10 protein-coding genes and 1 pseudogene are annotated in these 17,694 nt (G+C 61.4%); 1 reads left to right on the top strand and 10 read right to left on the bottom strand.

Annotation, left to right across the window (positions count from 1 at the left end; all coding sequences use genetic code 11):
* The 6 genes from BRX37_RS20885 to BRX37_RS20910 all read right to left on the bottom strand — a co-directional run.
* Positions 1–1,312: phosphoenolpyruvate carboxylase (locus BRX37_RS20885; protein ID WP_125989217.1), on the bottom strand; the 1,312-nt coding region annotated here is incomplete at its 3' end.
* A gap of 77 nt (positions 1,313–1,389) precedes the next feature.
* Positions 1,390–2,130 carry a dienelactone hydrolase family protein gene (locus tag BRX37_RS20890; protein ID WP_125989218.1) on the bottom strand — a complete coding sequence of 247 codons (741 nt, stop codon included), beginning with the start codon at positions 2,128–2,130 and terminating at the stop codon, positions 1,390–1,392.
* A gap of 196 nt (positions 2,131–2,326) precedes the next feature.
* Positions 2,327–5,146 (bottom strand): TonB-dependent receptor, encoded by a 2,820-nt coding sequence (locus tag BRX37_RS20895; RefSeq protein WP_125989220.1) that lies wholly within the window; start codon positions 5,144–5,146, stop codon positions 2,327–2,329.
* Between the two features lie 124 nt (positions 5,147–5,270).
* Positions 5,271–6,779, bottom strand: a complete 1,509-nt coding sequence (locus tag BRX37_RS20900) for a GH32 C-terminal domain-containing protein (RefSeq protein ID WP_318276829.1) — start codon at positions 6,777–6,779, stop codon at positions 5,271–5,273.
* Positions 6,776–8,125, bottom strand: a complete 1,350-nt coding sequence (locus BRX37_RS20905; protein ID WP_051887020.1) for a sugar porter family MFS transporter — start codon at positions 8,123–8,125, stop codon at positions 6,776–6,778. Before BRX37_RS20905 ends, BRX37_RS20900 begins: the two co-directional genes overlap by 4 nt.
* A 31-nt stretch (positions 8,126–8,156) precedes the next feature.
* On the bottom strand, positions 8,157–9,137 hold the full coding sequence (locus BRX37_RS20910) for an ROK family protein (RefSeq protein WP_063975918.1): 981 nt from the start codon (positions 9,135–9,137) through the stop codon (positions 8,157–8,159).
* Positions 9,138–9,826: 689 nt separating this feature from the next.
* Between BRX37_RS20910 and BRX37_RS20915 the strand changes: the two genes are divergently transcribed.
* A complete protein-coding gene (locus tag BRX37_RS20915) occupies positions 9,827–10,978 on the top strand; it encodes an ROK family transcriptional regulator (protein ID WP_017503299.1) in 1,152 nt (383 codons plus the stop codon).
* A gap of 138 nt (positions 10,979–11,116) precedes the next feature.
* Here BRX37_RS20915 and BRX37_RS20920 read toward each other — a convergent pair.
* From BRX37_RS20920 to ptsP, 4 genes and pseudogenes are all read right to left on the bottom strand, one after another.
* A pseudogene (locus BRX37_RS20920) lies at positions 11,117–12,465 on the bottom strand (carbohydrate porin).
* Between the two features lie 37 nt (positions 12,466–12,502).
* Complete coding sequence (locus BRX37_RS20925; protein WP_125989222.1) at positions 12,503–14,203, bottom strand: PTS fructose transporter subunit IIC; 1,701 nt, start codon at positions 14,201–14,203, stop codon at positions 12,503–12,505.
* Positions 14,200–15,150 (bottom strand): hexose kinase, encoded by a 951-nt coding sequence (locus tag BRX37_RS20930; RefSeq protein ID WP_318276830.1) that lies wholly within the window; start codon positions 15,148–15,150, stop codon positions 14,200–14,202. Before BRX37_RS20930 ends, BRX37_RS20925 begins: the two co-directional genes overlap by 4 nt.
* Positions 15,147–17,648 carry a phosphoenolpyruvate--protein phosphotransferase gene (ptsP, locus tag BRX37_RS20935; protein WP_037522332.1) on the bottom strand — a complete coding sequence of 834 codons (2,502 nt, stop codon included), beginning with the start codon at positions 17,646–17,648 and terminating at the stop codon, positions 15,147–15,149. Before ptsP ends, BRX37_RS20930 begins: the two co-directional genes overlap by 4 nt.
* Positions 17,649–17,694: the final 46 nt, after the last annotated feature.

Here is a 17,694-nt window from a genome sequence, read left to right on the forward strand (position 1 = left end):
TGCGGGCAAATTCGTCGAGCCCGGCATAATCCGCCTCGACCCCGGCGACCTTCAGCAGTTCGGCAACGACGCGCTGATGCACATCGCTATTCTGCCGCATGTCGAGCGTGGCGAGATGGAAGCCGAACGTCTCGACCGCGCGGATCAGCCGGCCGAGCGCGCCGCCGGTCGACAATGCGCCATCACCCTCGCTCGCCAACCCCTGCGCCACGGTGACGAGGTCGCGGCGGAAATCGCCCGGCGCGGCGTAAGGCTCGCCCTTCAGTGCCGACGGGCGCGGCGGCGCCTTGCCGACCAGATGGACATAGGTGGTCGCCAGCCGCGCATAGATGCCCGAAATGGCCCGGCGATAGGGCTCATCCTGCCGGCTGGGCGACGTGTCGCCGCTCGCCTCCGCCAGCGCCAGCACAGCTTCGGGCACATGGGCAAGCTCGGTCGAGACCGACAGTTCCGCGCCCAGCGCATGAATCGATTCCATATAATAAGCGAGCGCCGCCTCGCAGCCACGGCCCAGCGCCGATCGCAGCTGCGGCGCCTGGACGAACGGGTTGCCGTCACGGTCGCCGCCGATCCAGTTGCCGACCCGCAGGAAACTGTGCGGCCGCGCGCCCAGCACCCGTTCCCACCGGCCATAGAGCGCTGGCAGCGTCGGCAGGAAGATGTCGCGGAAATAGGTCAGGACATTGTCGATCTCGTCCTGCACGAACAATTTCTCGCGGCGCAGCGGGCGCGTCTGCCACAGCAGCGCGATCTGGCGGAAGATTGCCTCGTCCAGATTCTCGCCATCATCCGTCTCGGTTCGCCCGGCATCCTTGAGCTGCATCAGGTCGGCGATGCGATTCTTGTGATCGATCATGCTCTTGCGCCGCACCTCGGTCGGGTGGGCGGTCAGCACCGGCACGATCAGGCTGTGCGACAGCAATTCCAGCACCGCATCCTTGCCGATGCCGTGCGATTCGAGCTTGGCTACCGCGGAGGCGACATCGGCGCCCGGTTCCGCCGCCACGCCCTGCCGATCCTCGGCCAGATTGGCGAGCATCGAGAACAGCATGAAGCCGCGGGTGAAGTTGAGCGTGTCGTCGAGATTGAGGGCATCGAGGCCCGTGTCGGTCAGGTCGGCGCCCTGCAGCCCGCGCGCGCGGTCGACCGAGGCGGAGCGGATATATTCGGTCTGCTTGTAGAGTTTGTCCCCGCCATAGGCCCGAATGACATCGCCCAGCAGGCGTCCCAGATAACGGATGTCGGGATTCTGCGTGATCGCAGGCGCCTTGGAAAGGCCCGCGGAATTATCTTCAGTTCGGCGACGACCCACAGCTTATTCTCACCTTCTGAAATCTATTTGAGGGCTAACATGAGAGCTGGCCCATGGCATTCACCGCGTATTCGTATTCACAGTGCTCGCTGGAATAGCGCGATGGATGCCAAGAGCGCGCGCACAGTCAGAGCAGGATCATAGCGAGGACCTTCATCGCGCATGAAAGCATGTGCGGCATTGAACTCCAGCCATTCGTAGCTCGCCCCGACTGCCTCAAGCCGCGAGCGAATCCTTTCGCGCCCTTCAAAAGGAATATGAGGATCCTGCCGTCCCCATATGAACAGCGTCTCAGCGCGTAGCTCGATCAACCTGGCAAATGTGTCGTCGCTTCGTCCTTCCCCCAATGTTCCGCTATGGACGTCCGTTGGATAAAAACAGGCTGCCGCCTTCACCCGAGGATCAAATGCCGCACGCAAGGCCAGATGGCCCCCAAGGCATTTACCAATCGTGCCGACCTGTCCGGTCGATGACGGATGAGAAGTCAGGAAATCAAGACCCGCGCGGGCATCTGCATCGAAGGCACCGACCGGCTTGAGAAACTTGAGCGCATTGCCTCTGTCGGTCCCTTCAGAATTATATGGCAGGACCGTGCCCGCCTTTTCATATTCATGATAGACTTCCGGAACGGCCACCAGGAACCCTTGTCCGGCTAAAAATGCAGCGATCCTTCTGATTGGCGCCGTGACCTGATATATTTCCGAAAAGAATAGTAGAGCAGGAAACCGCCCCTCTCGAGCAGGGCGAAAAAGATGGATGCGCATCAAGCCACCCGTATCGGTCACAACATCTTCAACTTCGTCGCCGAGAATGATCATAATTCCCCATGAACTTGCTTCAGACTGCCCACGTAGTCTTTTGTTGAAGACTGCGCATAGCCCGATTCAAAACCGCGTGGGATAGTCTTTGAATACGTCAACCTAATGGATCGGATGATGAATCGATTCCAGAAGTCCGCTCTCCAGGTTTTGAGGGTGAGACAAGTGCCTCACCCCCTACAACAATGCACCTGGACTACATTTTGAACCTGACACCCAGGCTGAAATAACGCCCCTCAACCCTAAGATCGCGGGGAAAATACTGAGTTTCGTTATAATAGCGATAATTGTTGAACGGCTTGCCCAGGATATTGCTCACATTGCCGACGAGCGTAATTCCCTTGATCGCTTCATAGGAGGCGGAGAAATCGAGGCGCGAAATGCCGCGGGTAATTTCCCCGGCATATTGATCCTCGTTCGAGTTCCGGTTGTAGCTGTTGATGTAGCTCGAACGGTGATTGTAGGACAGACGGGCAGACACCGGTCCCTTCTCGTAAAATCCGGTCAGATTATAAGCCCATTTCGAAAGGCCGGTAATCCGTACCTGGCGAGCGCCTTCACCCAGCACCGTTGGAAGTGCATTGGTGCCGTCGAGATAGGTGACGTTGGCCTGGACGCCAAAGCCGGACAGGAACCCTGGCAGGAAATCGAAGAAGGTCTGGAAGGACGCTTCGGCCCCCTTGATTTCGCCCTTACCGGCATTTTCCGGGCGGTTGATCTGGATACGGCCGTAATCCGGGTCCATCACGTCCCGGGTGTAGTTGCTGATGAAGCCCTGGAGATCCCGGTAGAAGACTGCGAGTGTCGCCGACCCATTTTTGGAGAAATAATATTCGAGCGTCGCGTCATAATTTTTCGACGTCAGCGGCTTGAGGTTCGGATTACCGCCGTTGCCAAATGCGGCATATTGCGGCGGCGAGCCGTCAGGACCAGGGCTGTTACGGGTAATATTGAGGGATGGGTTGAGTTGGCCGAAACTCGGCCGCGTCCGGGTCTGGTTATAGGCCAGTCGCACCTGGAATTCGGGCGTCAATCGGATCCGGGTCTGAAACGAAGGCAGGACATCAAGATAGTTCTGGCGCGATACCTGCGGGACGATCTGGGATGTGCCATCAGAGCCGTTTACCCGTGAGAAGCCGGAATAGCGGCCATCGGTGTTGACGACGCGAACGCCGAATGTACCGTCGACAGCGACATCCCCAAGGTCAAACTCATATTTGCCCTGGCCGTACATGGCATAGCTTTTTTCCTTGGCAGTGAAGCCATTGAGCGGATCGAACGGTATTTCCTCGGTCGCGAACTTGGTCACGGCGTCGCGGATACCACCGTCATTAGGGAACATGATCGTCAATTGCTGCACAGACGCATAGGCCAGCTGCCGCAGCGCTTCCACATTGTCCCGGATGGAACCGCGGGTCGGTGCCAGCCAGTTCTGGAAGCGCTGCGGATCGCCGCGGAAGCCATCATTGATGAGTTCAAGCTCGCCTGTCGGCAGGCTCGCGAGCGGGAGACCCAGGCCAGCCGTGTAGGCGTAGCGGTTGTTATTCTGCATGAGCGCAGTGCGGTCGCTCGCCCGAATGCCGACCTGGATCTTGGGCAGCCAGTCAAAATCGGTATCGAGATCCAGGTCGAGCCGTCCCTGCACGCCATCACCCTTGGTGACGAAATGCCGCTGATAATAGCCGCGCCAGATATAGTTGGCGGGGTTCGTCTTGTCGAAGTCACCCAGATCGAAGATGGCCGAACCCTTGACGTCCCATTCAACATTGATCGTCGGCGCGCTGGCGAGCTGGCCATCGACGCTGTCTTCGTCCGCCTCATATTTGCTGTAGGTGTAGGCGAAGTCGCCCGACAAGGTGGCTCGGTCGGTCTTCCATTTGAATCCCAGTGCCGCCTGATAGGTGTCGGTCTGGTCGTCCTGGGTGGACCGGAAGAATTCGGGCACATAGCCGCCGGTCTTGGTGAAGCTTGCCGCCTTGAGGGGCTCGCCTTCGACTAGGACCACATTGCTCAGTGTCGGGGCGATGCCATCGATGCTGCGACGCTCGAAATTGACGTTGAAACCATCTCGAAGAACCTTGCCCCGATAGGCCTGCCAAAGGCCTTCCGCATAGATTTCCAGATCGGGGGTCGGTCGCCACTGGATCGCGCCATTGATCGCGGGCCGATGCCGAACGCCCTTCTCGTAGAAATTGCCGGCATTGGCAGGAAAGCGGAAATTGCCCACGCCTGGCGTCGTAACGGTCATGTCATCGGCGGGGTCATCAGCACCAAAGCCCAGCGGGCTGATGATAGCGGAATCGGCATAACGATCGGCGTTGCGGTAGGTCATCCGGACATAACTGAAATTGACGAGCGCACCGATCTCGCCGATCGGCGTATCCCAGCGCTTGGTCAACAGGAGGTTGGCGGAAGGGTCGAAGGCCTTGGACTGGTCATTATAGGATCCGCGCACTTCGCCGGCAATTTGCGTGTCCTTGACGTCGAACGGCCGACGCGCACGCAAATTGATCAAGCCGGCAAGCCCTGGCTCGATGAGATCGGACGTGCCCGATTTGTAGACCTCCAAACCTGCGGCCACGCCAGCCGGGAAATCCTGCAGATGTAGTACACGATCATCAGCCGTGAAGAATTCCCGTCCGTTGAAGGTCGTGTTCACGTCCGGAAGTCCACGGACAAGCACCACACCCGCCTCGTCATTATAGCGTAGCACCTGCACACCCACGACGCGCGAGATCGCTTCAGCCGCATTATTGTCAGGAAGCTTGCCGATATCCTCCGACACGATCGCATCGACAATCGCATCGGACTGGCGCTTCATGTCCTGCGCAGAGCCCAGCGCGGCACGATAACCCGTTACGACAATGTCTGGAACCGACGCGGAATCGATCGTCTCCTCGCCTTTCTTCTTTGCCGAAGCCGCGTTACCGCCTGCATCCTGCGCGATGGCCGGCGCAGCCAGCAGAAGCGATGCGAGCGACGTTGATCCAAGTAGTGCCACTGCCTTGAATATCATGATTATCCTCCCTTTGTTTATTACTATGCAGGCCGCGCGAAGCTGCGTTCCGACTGTCCATGCAGCGGAAATTCAAAATCATCCGATGGTGATCGAGCTGTTCAGCTCTCGTGTGGCGTGATCGTCAGCGGGACACCTCCGGCCTGATCGGCCATGCAGTGATATCCATGATTGCAGGTGCGCCGCGCGCAGAAGCGCTCCAGCGCAGGGTTCCTGAACCGCGAAAGAAGCGATCAGTGATCGTCTGCTCACCATCGTTGATGAACAGCTCGACGATCGATTCATCCACAAGCAGGCGAAGAGACACCCTGCCCTTACTCAGGTCAACCGGCGCCACATGACGGTTTGCAAACCCGTCGTGGAAATGCGGGCCAGAGCGCGAACGATCGATGAAGACCTCGTTTACCGTCGGATTGACGCCGATCACCATCTGATAACCCTCGCCATCGGTCAGCGTGATCGCCACCTGCTCGCTTTGTCCCAATGAAAGATTGGCCTGAAGATCAATGGCACCACCCTCGACGGGGAGCGGAACGGGTTCTTCGCCCAGCGACAATTGACGCACGGCCTGTTTGCCGCCTCGCAACTGTTCCAGTTCCTGCACCGGCCGCTGCGTCAGCCGATAGCCCTCGGCGGTTTTCCTCAGGGAAATGCTGCGCGGTACAGTCATGATGCCGCGGGCGGGATAGGTGGGTATCGCCTCGGCATAACGCCAGTCATTGGCCCATCCGATCCAGATGCGGCGAGGGTCGTCCTTGGGAAGATCATTCCAGGCGACCGCCGCGTAGAAATCGGCGCCATAATCCGTCCAGACCGGTTCCCCGCCCCACCCTTCGACAGGCGTGAAGCGACGACCATCAAAGTCGCCCACGAAATATTGGCCGCCCGAACCGCCGCCCACAGCCTGGTCGCCCAGATTGACGCTGAGCACCCAGCGCTGCTCTCCGGGCTTTCCGCCTTCGACGGGAAGGAGATTGAGATCGGGGCATTCCCAATTTCGTCCTCGGCCGCCCGCCGGACCGAAACTGCTGGCAAAGGTCCATTGCCTGAGATTGGGTGACGTGAAGATGACGGCGCGGTTTTCGGTCGCCATGACAGCGACCATGACCCATGACTTTGTCGGTTCATGCCAGAAGATCTTGGGATCCCGAAATTCCGGAGATCCCACACTCAGCACCTCGCCATGTACGGTCCATGTTCGTCCGCGGTCATTGCTATAGGCAAGATATTGGGACTGCAGTTTGGCTTTGGGATTATGACCGGTGTAGACCGCGATCATCGGCGGCTTACCGTCACGGCCCAGGCCACTGCTATTCTTCCAGTCGATCACTGCGCTGCCGGAAAACGCCATGACGTCGGCGGTCTCCGGGATGGCGACCGGCAATTCCTCCCAGGTCACAAGATCCCGGCTGACGGCATGACCCCAACTCATATGCCCCCAGCGGTCACCATGGGGATTATATTGATAGAAGAGATGATATTCGCCTTCGAAATAGACCAGACCGTTGGGGTCATTCATCCAGTTGCGCTTGGGCGCGAAATGATATGCCGGGCGAGGATCGGCTCGCTGCGCCTGGGTTGCGGCCGGAACCATCAGAGCTGTAGCGGTCATCAAGAAAAGCGTCCTGATCATGCCTGCGCACTCCCAAGGTCCATGTCTTCGAGCGCGACACCGTTGGTTTCGGGCATCGCCTTCCAGGTCCAGATGAACTGGAGCAGCATCATCGCGCCAAAGAAGGCAAAGACCCAACCACCGACCCGGGCTGCAAATACGGGAAAGGCCCAGGTGATCGCAGCAGCCATGACCCAATGGGTCGTGCTGCCAAGCGCCTGCCCCTTGCCGCGCACCGCGCTGGGAAAAACCTCGGAAATGAACACCCAGATGACAGCGCCTTGCGACACGGCAAAGGCGGCGATGAAACCCAACAGACCAACAAGGATCAACGTGCCGTCGGGATCAGAGCTTTCCAGCTGATAGCCCACGAGAAGCAGGGCTACGGCACAAAGGATCGACCCGGTGTACAGGAGTGGCTTGCGACCGAAGCGATCGATCAGAAACAGCGCCAAGATGGTAAAAACCAGATTGGTGCCGCCAATGGCGATAGACTGCAGCAGCGCGCTGTCAGAGCCTGCACCGGCCAGTTCAAAGACACGCGGCGCGTAATAAAGCAGCGCGTTGATACCGGAGAGCTGGTTGAACATGGCAATTGCGATGGCGCAGGCGACCGGGCGAGCATAGGCGGCCTGAAACAGGCCCGGTGCGATGGATCGATCAAGACGGGCCTCGGCCTCCTGGATATGACGAAGTTCATCCGTCGGATCGAGAAATCCCAGCCTTTTCATGACGCCCAGCGCCTGCGGCCCCCGCCCATGAATCGCCAGCCAGCGCGGGCTTTCCGGCAATAGGAGACTAACGGCAAGGAACAGTGCTGACGGAAGGGTGACGATGCCGAACATCCACCGCCACGCGGTTTGTTCAGGGGCGAGATTGGCGATCAGGTAATTGGATAGAAAAGCAATCAAAATGCCCATCACGATGTTGAGCTGGTTCAGCGCAACAAGCCGCCCTCTGAAACGCGCTGGAGAAACTTCGGCAATATAGATCGGCGTAACCACCGAGGCAGCGCCAATCGCCAGACCTCCCAGGAACCGAAAGGCCAGGAGCGTGCCCCAGCTGCCCGCCAGGCCCGTGCCGAGCGACGACACAACATAGCAGATCGCAACTGCAAGCATGACCGCACGCCGACCGAACCGGTCAGCCGGCGCGCCCGCCACCAGCGAGCCGAGTACGGTACCGATCAGAGCGGATGCAACCGTAAAGCCCAGCATGCCATCGCTCAGGCCAAACCGCGCCTGCAGCGCCGAGGTCGTGCCAGAAATCACGGCAGTATCAAAACCAAACAAGAGGCCACCAAGCGCCGCGCCGGCTGCGCTCAGGACGATTGCACCGGTCACCCGAGCGTCGCTCGGCCCTGCCATCCTGTGAGCCGCGTGATCCGATAGGGAAGGACTATGCAAGTGCAGCTCCTGAGAGAGAGGATTGATTGGAAGATGACGGAAGTTCGACAGACCAGTGCATCGGCCACTGGCGTGTCGCGGTCCGATAGGCGAGCGCGAACGCGCCGGTCAGTCCCGCCGATGCGCCCGCCGTGGGTGCGGCGATATAGTCGTCCATTTCGAGGGCGCGCATACTGGCGTCATAGCCGGCAAGTTTACCGTTCAGAGCGCGCCGTACGCGCTGGTACATGCCGGGAGACTCCATGACGCCACCGCCGATGATGATACGGTCGGGGCGCACGATGTAGGTCAATGTCGCGCACAGGCCGCCAAGATAGTCCGCTTCAATCTCCCAGCCAGGATGATCTGGGGGAAGTTGCTCAGCTGGAACACCCCAGCGGGCGCGCATTGCTGGGCCGCAAGCCAGACCTTCAAGGCAATCGCCATGAAAAGGACAAATGCCCGCAAAAAGCTCATCGCCCGCAGCACGCGGCAGTCGGATATGCCCCGCCTCGGGATGATTAGCACCGCCATGAGGCGCACCATCGATCAGCAGACCCACGCCAATGCCGGTTCCAACCGTCACATAACAGAAGGTATCGAGCCCCTGCCCGCTGCCGAACAGCTTTTCGCCGACTGCCGCACAGTTGACATCGGTATCGAGCGCCATCGGCGCATCGATCGTCCGGGCAAAATGACCAAGCAGGTCGACATCCTGCCACCCCGCCTTGGGCGTCGATGTGATCGAACCATAGTCCTGCGCGACTGGATTGAGAGACAGGGGACCAAAGCTGCCGATCGAAAAAGCGGACAACCGTCCCAGGTCGAGTTCGGCCTGCTCGAAGAATGCGGTGGCCGCACCCAGCGTATCTGCAGGGAGCGTAGTGGCGATCCGTTGCTGCCGGATGACGCGCCCATTGCGGTCGGCGATGCCGCAGAGGAATTTCGTACCCCCCGCTTCGATGGCACCCAGGAGAAGGTTGTCATTCTGCATGTTTTACTCGCACGACAAGCTGTCCCGCCCCCAACAGGGCCGGGGATGAAGCTTTAAGGGGAAAGAATTGACTGCGGGCATGGCGCGCCGCCTGCTCCACACATGACCAGAAACAGGACACCGTCGAGGCGCCATGCAATCTGCGTAAAAAATTATGTGGAATAGCCTCCAAGGTCATCCTCTTCCCTGTCCTGCAGCACGTATTCGTGCTTGCCAGCCGCCCTTGCGACTCCATTAAATCTACAAATGTGATTTAGTCTGTCAATCACATTCTTTGCGATTGTAAGAGGGGCCCGTACCTCCCAAAAAAATGGGGGAGGATCTGGGCTGTAAGCCCCTATCCTCCCCCCTTACATTTCCAGCGTGCAGTCTGGAAACTGGGCACTTCCCGTCCGGTTTGGACGAGCTTTGTCGGGTTGGTCAGGCGCTCGCAGTGGAAGAAAGGAGAGGTTCTCAGCCGCCGCGCGCCCGCAGGTCCGAACGAAGCCAAATGACAAGGAACTATGCTGCCCGCCCTGCCATAGTCTCAAACTCGAATCTGCTACCTGACAGACTAAATCTATCAATGTGATTTAGTCTGTCAAGCAGCTCTTGCCATGACTCGCCCTTGCCATTTGGAGCAAGGCTGTTCCAAACCACCACACCTATCGCGCATCATCTTGCTGCCGATATATTGAGCGGAGTCGCAGGTGAACAAGCGTGGCAGCAATGCGGTGGGCGTGCGACGGTATAATGAGCGCCTCATTCTCGCGACGGTGCGACGGCTCAACGGTGCCTCGAAGGCCGACCTTTCCAGGATAACCGGTCTCTCACCGCAGGCGGCTGTCCGAATTGTCGAAAGCCTTGCTGACGAAGGGCGACTGATAAAGGCCGGAAAGCGCACAGGAGGCATGGGACAGCCATCGATCATCTACCGCATCAACGGAGGCAGTGGCTGCACCATCGGAGCTGAAATCGGCCGCGATCGGCTGGTTTGCACCATGCTCGATTTTGATGGCCGCATCATCGCCTGCGAAAGCACGACTACATCCTATCCCAGCCCCGCCAGTGCCGTGGAGCTTATCCAATGCTTTGCGCAAAAACATTTGCCGCAGCTAAGGGAAGAACAGCGCGAAGGCTTTCTGGGTTTCGGCATCGCCATGCCCTGGTTCATCGGCGAATGGCGCGAAGAGGCGGGCATCGCGGCCCAGCAGGCCGCTGCCTGGGCAGCACCAGGGCTCGAGGAGTATTTCCAGAAGGAACTGGATGGCCCGGTCATTTTCGAAAATGACGGCAATGCAGGCGCCCTTGCCGAACTGATGTCGGGATCAGCCGTGGGGCTGACCAATTTCCTCTATGTCCATATCGGGAGTTTCGTTGGCGGTGGCCTTATCCTGAACGGAGAGATCAAGCGCGGTAAAAACGGCAATGCTGGGGCTCTTGCCTCAATGCCAATTCCTCAAGGTACCAGCACGGACTTCCTCCTACACGCCGCCTCCCTGTACCAGATGACAACCAGTGGGGAAGGCGAACACGATCCGGCTTGGGAAGCGTGGTTGAAACACTGCGCTGAGGCGCTGGCATTCGTGATTATTAGCGCGAACAGCCTTCTAGACCTTGATGCCGTGGTCATCGGGGGCGGACTACCACATACCCAGTTACGCCATCTGTCAGAACGCGTCAAAAATACTATCCAAAAGACCGCCCCCCGCGATTTCTTCTGCCCAGAACTCAAGATTGGCGAGAATGGGGAAAAGGCTCCTGCGATAGGCGCTGGCTTGCTTCCGCTATTCTCTACCTACGCACCGAACCTGATTTCTTTGCTCAAAAGCGATGCCGTCGCCTCCTTGGCGGAAGTATAATCCTCAATCCTTCTAAACCAGATGTTCTCATCTTTGGAATTACAAAGCCGCACCCATCAAATTCCAATTTAGCCTATTGGCGGCTAGAGCACACGATCAGAGAAATGATGATTGCAGATCGATGCAATCATAATGGCATTAGCGAAACAATAGTTGCATCGCATCCACGGTGAACTTAAATCCCAGGATGAAGACATTCCGGATGTTCCGCGTGCGATCGGGCGCCCCGGTCTGGTCGGGATGCAGGATATATTGCAGGTTGGGCGACAGTCGGATTGCCGGGTTGACCTGCAATCCATAGGCCAGTTCCATCATATATTGATGGCGACGAATATCGGCACGCCCGCCCGCCGCAACCCGCGCGGCGTTCATCCGCTGGATCGCCAGGTCGCTGAAACGCTGATCGTTGATGGCGAAGCCAATCGTGTCCTGATCACGCCCGGCGAAGGTACCGGTCTGTACGATCCCCATGCCCAGATAACGGCTTTCCTCGACCTGGCCGGACAGGTTGATCATCGCCACGCCAAAGATGCTCACCCCCGCGGCGAGGCCGGATCGGGACGGGTCAGCTGCTGATCGAAGCGGGCATAGAGGCCCGACCGCCCGTTCCGCGTCGCCGCCGGTCGCCCGGTCAGGATCGCAATGCCACCCTGGTCGTCCCGCAGCGGATCGGCATAGTCGCCACGATCAAACCAGCCGCCCAGAACATAATGGCCCGGCAGCCGATCATCGGCTGCATCCCGGCTAAAGCTTAATTCCCAGGGTATGATCACCCCGGTCGCATTCTTCGTGCTGAAATTGAAACCATGGTCGCTTGCGCGCTTGCGGTCCGGGCTCACTTCGTAAACGCCGGCATGCAGCATGACCTGTGGCGTCACATGCAGCTTGGCATGGGCCATCCAGCTGGATGCCGGGAAATAGGTGAAATTGCTGTTCTTGAAGACGAAGGTCGGATTGCCGCAGGCCGAATTGGTCTGGAAATGGCAATAGAGCGGCGAGTTGAGGAAATGGATGTTCGCCTGGCTGCGCCCGGCCTCGATATCCAGTCGCCCGTCCAGGAAGCTCTGCTGCCAGGTCAATATCGCCAGATGGGTATTCTGGGTGCCATAGATTTCCTGCACCGACGTATTATTGCCGATCGCCATGGCGGAAAGATTCTTGCCATGGCGATTGGTGACGGCAAAATGCAGCGTCGCGCCATCGATGCCGATCATCCGGTCAAGATCTAGTTCGGCGCCGACATAGACCTGCCCGGCATGGGTCGCATCGCGGCGAAGCCCGCCCGATACATTGGTCGCCGCCTCGCCGGTATAGCTGAGCGACAATGTTACCCCCTCCGCTGCCAGCGGTTGCCATGGGGCCGGCGCGTCCGATTGGACCGATGGCGGATCGACATCGGCAACCGCCTGATCCTGTGCCAGCGCGACGGGCGCGGTACAGGCCATGGCGCCGGCCATACAGGCGGCACCCATCTTCCTGAAATACATGAATAGCCTCTCCGATTATCGTGACGCGTTCGGGGCGTCAGGCCTTGATTTTTGCTATGGGACGCTTGACCAGCCCGACCAGCAGCGCGCTCACCAGCGTGCCGGCGAGAATGGCCAGCGCATAGACGCCTACATGGGTGACCGCGCCAGGGATCGGCAGCACGAACAGTCCGCCATGCGGCACCTTTAGCTCCACGCCCATCGCCATGGAGATGGCCCCGGTCACAGCTGAACCGGCCATCAGCGCCGGAATGACCCGCAGCGGATCGCGCGCGGCAAAGGGGATTGCCCCTTCGGTGATGAATGCCAGGCCGAGGACCGCGGCGGCCGCGCCGGCTTCGCGCTCTTCAGGCGTGAAGCGATTGCGGAACAGTCGAGTGGCGAGCGCAACGGCGAGCGGCGGCGTCATGCCAGCTGCCATGGTGGCCGCCATCGGTGTATAGACCTGACTGGCGATCAGGCCGACCGAGAAGGCATAGCCCGCCTTGTTGACCGGCCCGCCCATGTCGAATGCCGACATCGCGCCCAGGATCAAGCCCAGCATCAGCGCACTCGACCCCTGCATGCTGCGCAGCCAATCGGTCAGGAAAGCCAGCGCAGCGGCAACCGGCGTGCCCACGGCATAGAGCATCAGCAGACCGGTCAGCAGCGTGCCGAGCAGCGGCAGGATGAGGACCGGCTTCAATCCTTGCAAATTCTTGGGCAGCTGAATCAGGCGATTGAGCCAGTCGACGCCATAGCCCGCGATGAAGCCGGCGACGATGCCGCCGAGGAAGCCCGCGCCCAGATTGGCGGCCAGCATGCCGCCGATCATGCCCGGTGCAATGCCGGGGCGGTCCGCAACCGAATAGGCGATATAGCCCGCCAGCGCCGGCACCATCAGCACGAAGCCGCCCTTGGCGCCGATTTCGAACAGGGCATAGGCCAACGTGCCCTTCGCTGCCGCATCATTGGCGTGAATACCGCCCAGCGCGAAGGCGAGCGCGATCAGCAGGCCACCCGCCACCACGAAGGGCAGCATGAAGGACACGCCGGTCATCAGATGCTTATATGGGCCAGCGCGCTTCGCGCCCGATGTCGCGGCGGCAGAGTCGGCCGGTTGCGATGCGCTCCCCTCGCCACCCTGTATGGTCGCTTCCGCCAGCGCCCGCTCGATCAGCTTCGCGCCACCGGTGATGGCGGGCTTGGTATTGCCGGCGAAGACGCGCTTGCCGGCAAAGCGGCTGCGATCGACCTCTCGATCGGCGGCGATCAGCACGATGTCGGCGGCAGCGATTTCCTCGGCCGTCAGCGCGTTGCCCGCGCCGACCGACCCCTGCGTCTCGACCCGAATGGCATAGCCAAGCTGGCGCGCGCCTTCGGTCAGCCCCTCGGCCGCCATGAAGGTATGGGCGATGCCGGTCGGGCAGGAGGTGATGGCGACGATGCGCGGCACGGCGCTCGACACGCCCGCTACCATGCCCCCGTGCAGCGCGGCGACGGGATCGGCCAGAACCGCCTCCAGCGTCAGGCGGCGATGCGGGCGGTTTTCCGACGGGGCGTCGGCGCCTTCCGGTGCGATCAGCAGCAGATCGCCGTCCGCGTCGCCCGGCAAGGGATTGACGATCCCCTGTGCGGTCCGCAATTCGATTTCGATGGCCTGGCCACTGGCCTTTGCGGCCTTGCGCAGCGCTTCGCCGGCCAGGACGCCGGCGACACCGGCTTCGCCGGCATCCACCACCGCGAAAATCCTGCTCATTGCGTCTCTCCCATCAGAATATCCGTCTCAACGCTGGCCGCCAGGGCTTCGATCTCGTCCCTTGTCGGCAGATGCGGTCCGGCACGGCCCAGCTTGCCGACGGCAAAGGCGGTGGACAGACGCGCGATACGATCCAGCCCCGCGCCTTCGATCAGGGCGGCGGCCAGACCGGCAACCATGGCATCGCCTGCACCGACCGTGCTTTCCACGCTGTGCGCGGTCAGGCGCGCGCGCAGCATTTCCGAGCCGGTCAGGAACAGTGCGCCCTGCGCGCCCATCGACACGGCGATCAGGTCGACGCCCCGATCCAGCAACCCGCGCGCGACGTCGACGATCTGATGCGGCGCATCGACCGGACCATCATGCCATTCGGCCAGTTCATGCAGATTGGGTTTCAGGATGGTCGGCAGAACGGGGCCCGCGAGCGCATGGCGCAACGCCGGGCCGCTGCTGTCGAGCAGGACAAGAGCCCCCCGCGCCCGCAGCATGGCGGTAAGGGAGGCATAGATATCGACCGGGCAGACGGGCGGCAGGCTGCCCGAGAGGATGACGAGATCGCCGACGCCAACCTGTTCATCCAGCGCCGCAATGACGGCATCGATACGCGCTCCGGTTGCCGGTGCGCCATCCATGTTGATGTCGGTCGTGCCATGGACATCGACCAGCTTCAGATTGACGCGCGTGCTACCGCCATGGCGCTGGCAGCGGTCGATGATCGACTTTTCGGCAAAAAGCGCATCGAAGGGCGCCGCATTGGCGCCGCCCAACAGGCCCATGACGGTGACGGGCACATCCCAGTCGGCCAGGCAACTGGCCGCGTTGATCCCCTTGCCGCCGGCATCCTGCCGCACGGAGCGCGCGCGATGCACCTCCCCGGGAACGAGACGGTCGAGCATGACCGTCTGGTCGATTGCCGGATTGAGCGTGACGGTGAAGACGGCCATCATGCCCCCTCCCCATCCAGCGCGCGCACATCGGCGGCGCTTGTCGCGTCGAGCGCACGAGCGGCGAGCCCCTGAAGATCGCCAAGGCTGCTGGCGCGGAGCCGTGCCTTTACGGCAGGAATGTCGCGCGGGGTCATGGACAATTCATGGACCCCGAGGCCCGCCAGCAACGCCGCGCCGAACGGATCGCCGGCAATGCCGCCGCACACGCCGACCCAGCGGTCATGCCTGCGCGCGCCCTCCACGGTCATGGCGATCAGGCGCAGAACGGCCGGGTGCAGGCTGTCGGCTTCGCTCGCCAGTTCCGGATTCTGACGGTCGATGGCGAGTGCATATTGCGTCAGGTCATTGGTTCCGATCGAGAAGAAATCCGCATGCTCCGCCAGCGCATGGGCCTGAACGGCGGCGGCGGGGACTTCGATCATGATGCCGATGGGAACGGCCGGTGCAGCCAGTTCCGCCCGGATCGCTTCACAACGTTCCCGCAGGATCACCAGTTCGGCTGCGGATGTGATCATCGGGAACATGATCGACAGATCGCCGCCCAGCTTCGCCGCGCGATACAGGGCGCGGAGTTGCGGTTCCAGCAGGTCGGGCCGACGCAGCAACAGGCGAGCGCCACGCACCCCCAGGAAGGGATTCTCCTCCTTCGGCAGGTCGAGATGCGGCACCTGTTTGTCGCCGCCAATGTCCAGCGCACGGACGATCAGCGGCCGATCACCCAGCGCGTCGATCATCCCGCGATAAATGGCGCATTGTTCCTCCTCGCTCGGGCTGTCGCCGCGTTCGAGGAACAGGAATTCGGTGCGCATCAGCCCGACCCCCTCGCCGCCCTGTGCCATCGCGAAGGCCACCTGATCCGGGCGGTTCACATTGGCGCCGATCGCCAGATCATGACCGTCGCTGGTCCGTGCCGGCAGAGCGCGCTCCGCCTCTTCGGCGGCGCGTCGCGCCGCGATCTCCTCGATCCAGGCGCGGGCGGAGGCAATGTCCTGCGCCGAGGGATCGAGCCAGATACGGCCGCTATCGCCATCGACGATGGCGGTCGTGCCGGCCGCCTGCGTCAGCAGATCGGCCCCGCCTGCCACGACTGACGGCAGGCCGAGCGTACGTGCCAGGATCGCGCTGTGCGACGTCGGCCCACCCAATGCGGTGGCGATACCCGCCACGCGGCGCGTATCGAGCGTCGCCGTATCCGATGGCGACAGATCGGTCGCCACCAGCACGCAGGGCTGGTCTGGCAGGTCGGCCAATGTCCCTGCGCTGAGCGCGGGATCAATCTGGGCTAGCACGCGCCGGCCGACATCGTGCAAATCGGCAGCGCGTGCAGCCAACACCGGATTACCCAGTGCCGAAAGCTGTCCTGCCATGCGATCGATCGCCTGATGCCAGGACCAGGCGACGCCATGGCCCTCCACCATCAACTGACAGGTAAGCGTGATGAGGTCAGTATCGTCCAGCAGCCCGGCCTGCGCCGCAAAGATCGCGGCATCCTCCGCCCCCAGACGGCGGGTGGTGTCATCGACCAGCGCCTTCATCTGCGCCCGGGTGCGCACCAGCGCATCGTTCAGCAGCGCGCCGCCCGCGACCAGATCGACCGGCTGGTCGGGCACGTCCAGTTCCGCCGAGGCCAATATGTGGACGGGACCGATGGCGAGGCCGGGGCTGGCGGCGACCCCGGCGATCATCGCGGGATTGCCGGCCGGTTTCCAGCCGCGCACCGGCGCCTTCGCCTTTTCGGCGGCACGGGCGGCATCGGCCTTCTCACGAACCGTGAGGCTCGTGACGGTGCGCATGAACTGGTCAAGCGTGTTCCTGTCGCTCGCCGAAATGGTAGCGCGTTCGCCTGCCTTCAGCCCCAGTTGCAGCAGCGAGACGATACTGCGCGGATCGGCCATGTCTTCGTCATGTCGGATGCGTATGGGCGTAGCCAGGCTCTTGGCTGCTTCCGCCCAGGCTGAGGCGGGCCGGGCATGCAGACCAGCAGGATAGTCGACCGTCCATTCGATCCGCTCGGCCAGATCCTCGGCAGCGGGACGGGCCTCGCTGGGGTTGGCGTCTTCATGGAGGGCAGCGGCAATAGCCGCCGGATCGTCGGTGGCGAGAAGGGCCGCGAGACGCGCCTCATCCTGAATCAGGCGGGTGAGGCGGCGCAGGATCGCGATATGACTGTCGGAACTGGCGGCGATACCGACAATGAGATGGGCGCGCTGCCCAGGATTCCACTCAATCCCTTCGCGCAGTTGCAGGACCACGATCCCGTCGTGGCGCACCAGCCCTTTGTCCTCACCCAGGCCATGGGGAATGGCGACGCCCGCCCCCAGATAGGTGTTTGCCACCGCCTCCCGCCGGACCATGCTCTGTTCATAGCCGGCCGAAACGCAGCCAGCGGCGACCAATATCTGGCCGGCCTGGAGGATGGCGGCCTCCTTGTCGGACGCCTGCGCGTCGATGCGGATCAGGTCTTCATGGCGAAGCGCACTTAGGGGGGCGGCAATCATGACTCTTCAGCATCCTCTCTCTTCCTTTCAAGAAAACGTTTTCTCA

Source organism: Sphingomonas sp. S-NIH.Pt3_0716, assembly GCF_003950715.1.
Classification (GTDB): Bacteria; Pseudomonadota; Alphaproteobacteria; order Sphingomonadales; family Sphingomonadaceae; genus Sphingobium; species Sphingobium yanoikuyae_A.

Bases quoted from the DNA above. Each gene is read 5' to 3' on its own strand.
- BRX37_RS20890 (WP_125989218.1), bottom strand. From the start codon at position 2,130: ATGATCATTCTCGGCGACGAAGTTGAAGATGTTGTGACCGATACGGGT.
- BRX37_RS20895 (WP_125989220.1), bottom strand. From the start codon at position 5,146: ATGATATTCAAGGCAGTGGCACTACTTGGATCAACGTCGCTCGCATCG.
- BRX37_RS20900 (WP_318276829.1), bottom strand. From the start codon at position 6,779: ATGATCAGGACGCTTTTCTTGATGACCGCTACAGCTCTGATGGTTCCG.
- BRX37_RS20905 (WP_051887020.1), bottom strand. From the start codon at position 8,125: ATGGCAGGGCCGAGCGACGCTCGGGTGACCGGTGCAATCGTCCTGAGC.
- BRX37_RS20910 (WP_063975918.1), bottom strand. From the start codon at position 9,137: ATGCAGAATGACAACCTTCTCCTGGGTGCCATCGAAGCGGGGGGTACG.
- BRX37_RS20925 (WP_125989222.1), bottom strand. From the start codon at position 14,203: ATGAGCAGGATTTTCGCGGTGGTGGATGCCGGCGAAGCCGGTGTCGCC.
- BRX37_RS20930 (WP_318276830.1), bottom strand. From the start codon at position 15,150: ATGATGGCCGTCTTCACCGTCACGCTCAATCCGGCAATCGACCAGACG.
- ptsP (WP_037522332.1), bottom strand. From the start codon at position 17,648: ATGATTGCCGCCCCCCTAAGTGCGCTTCGCCATGAAGACCTGATCCGC.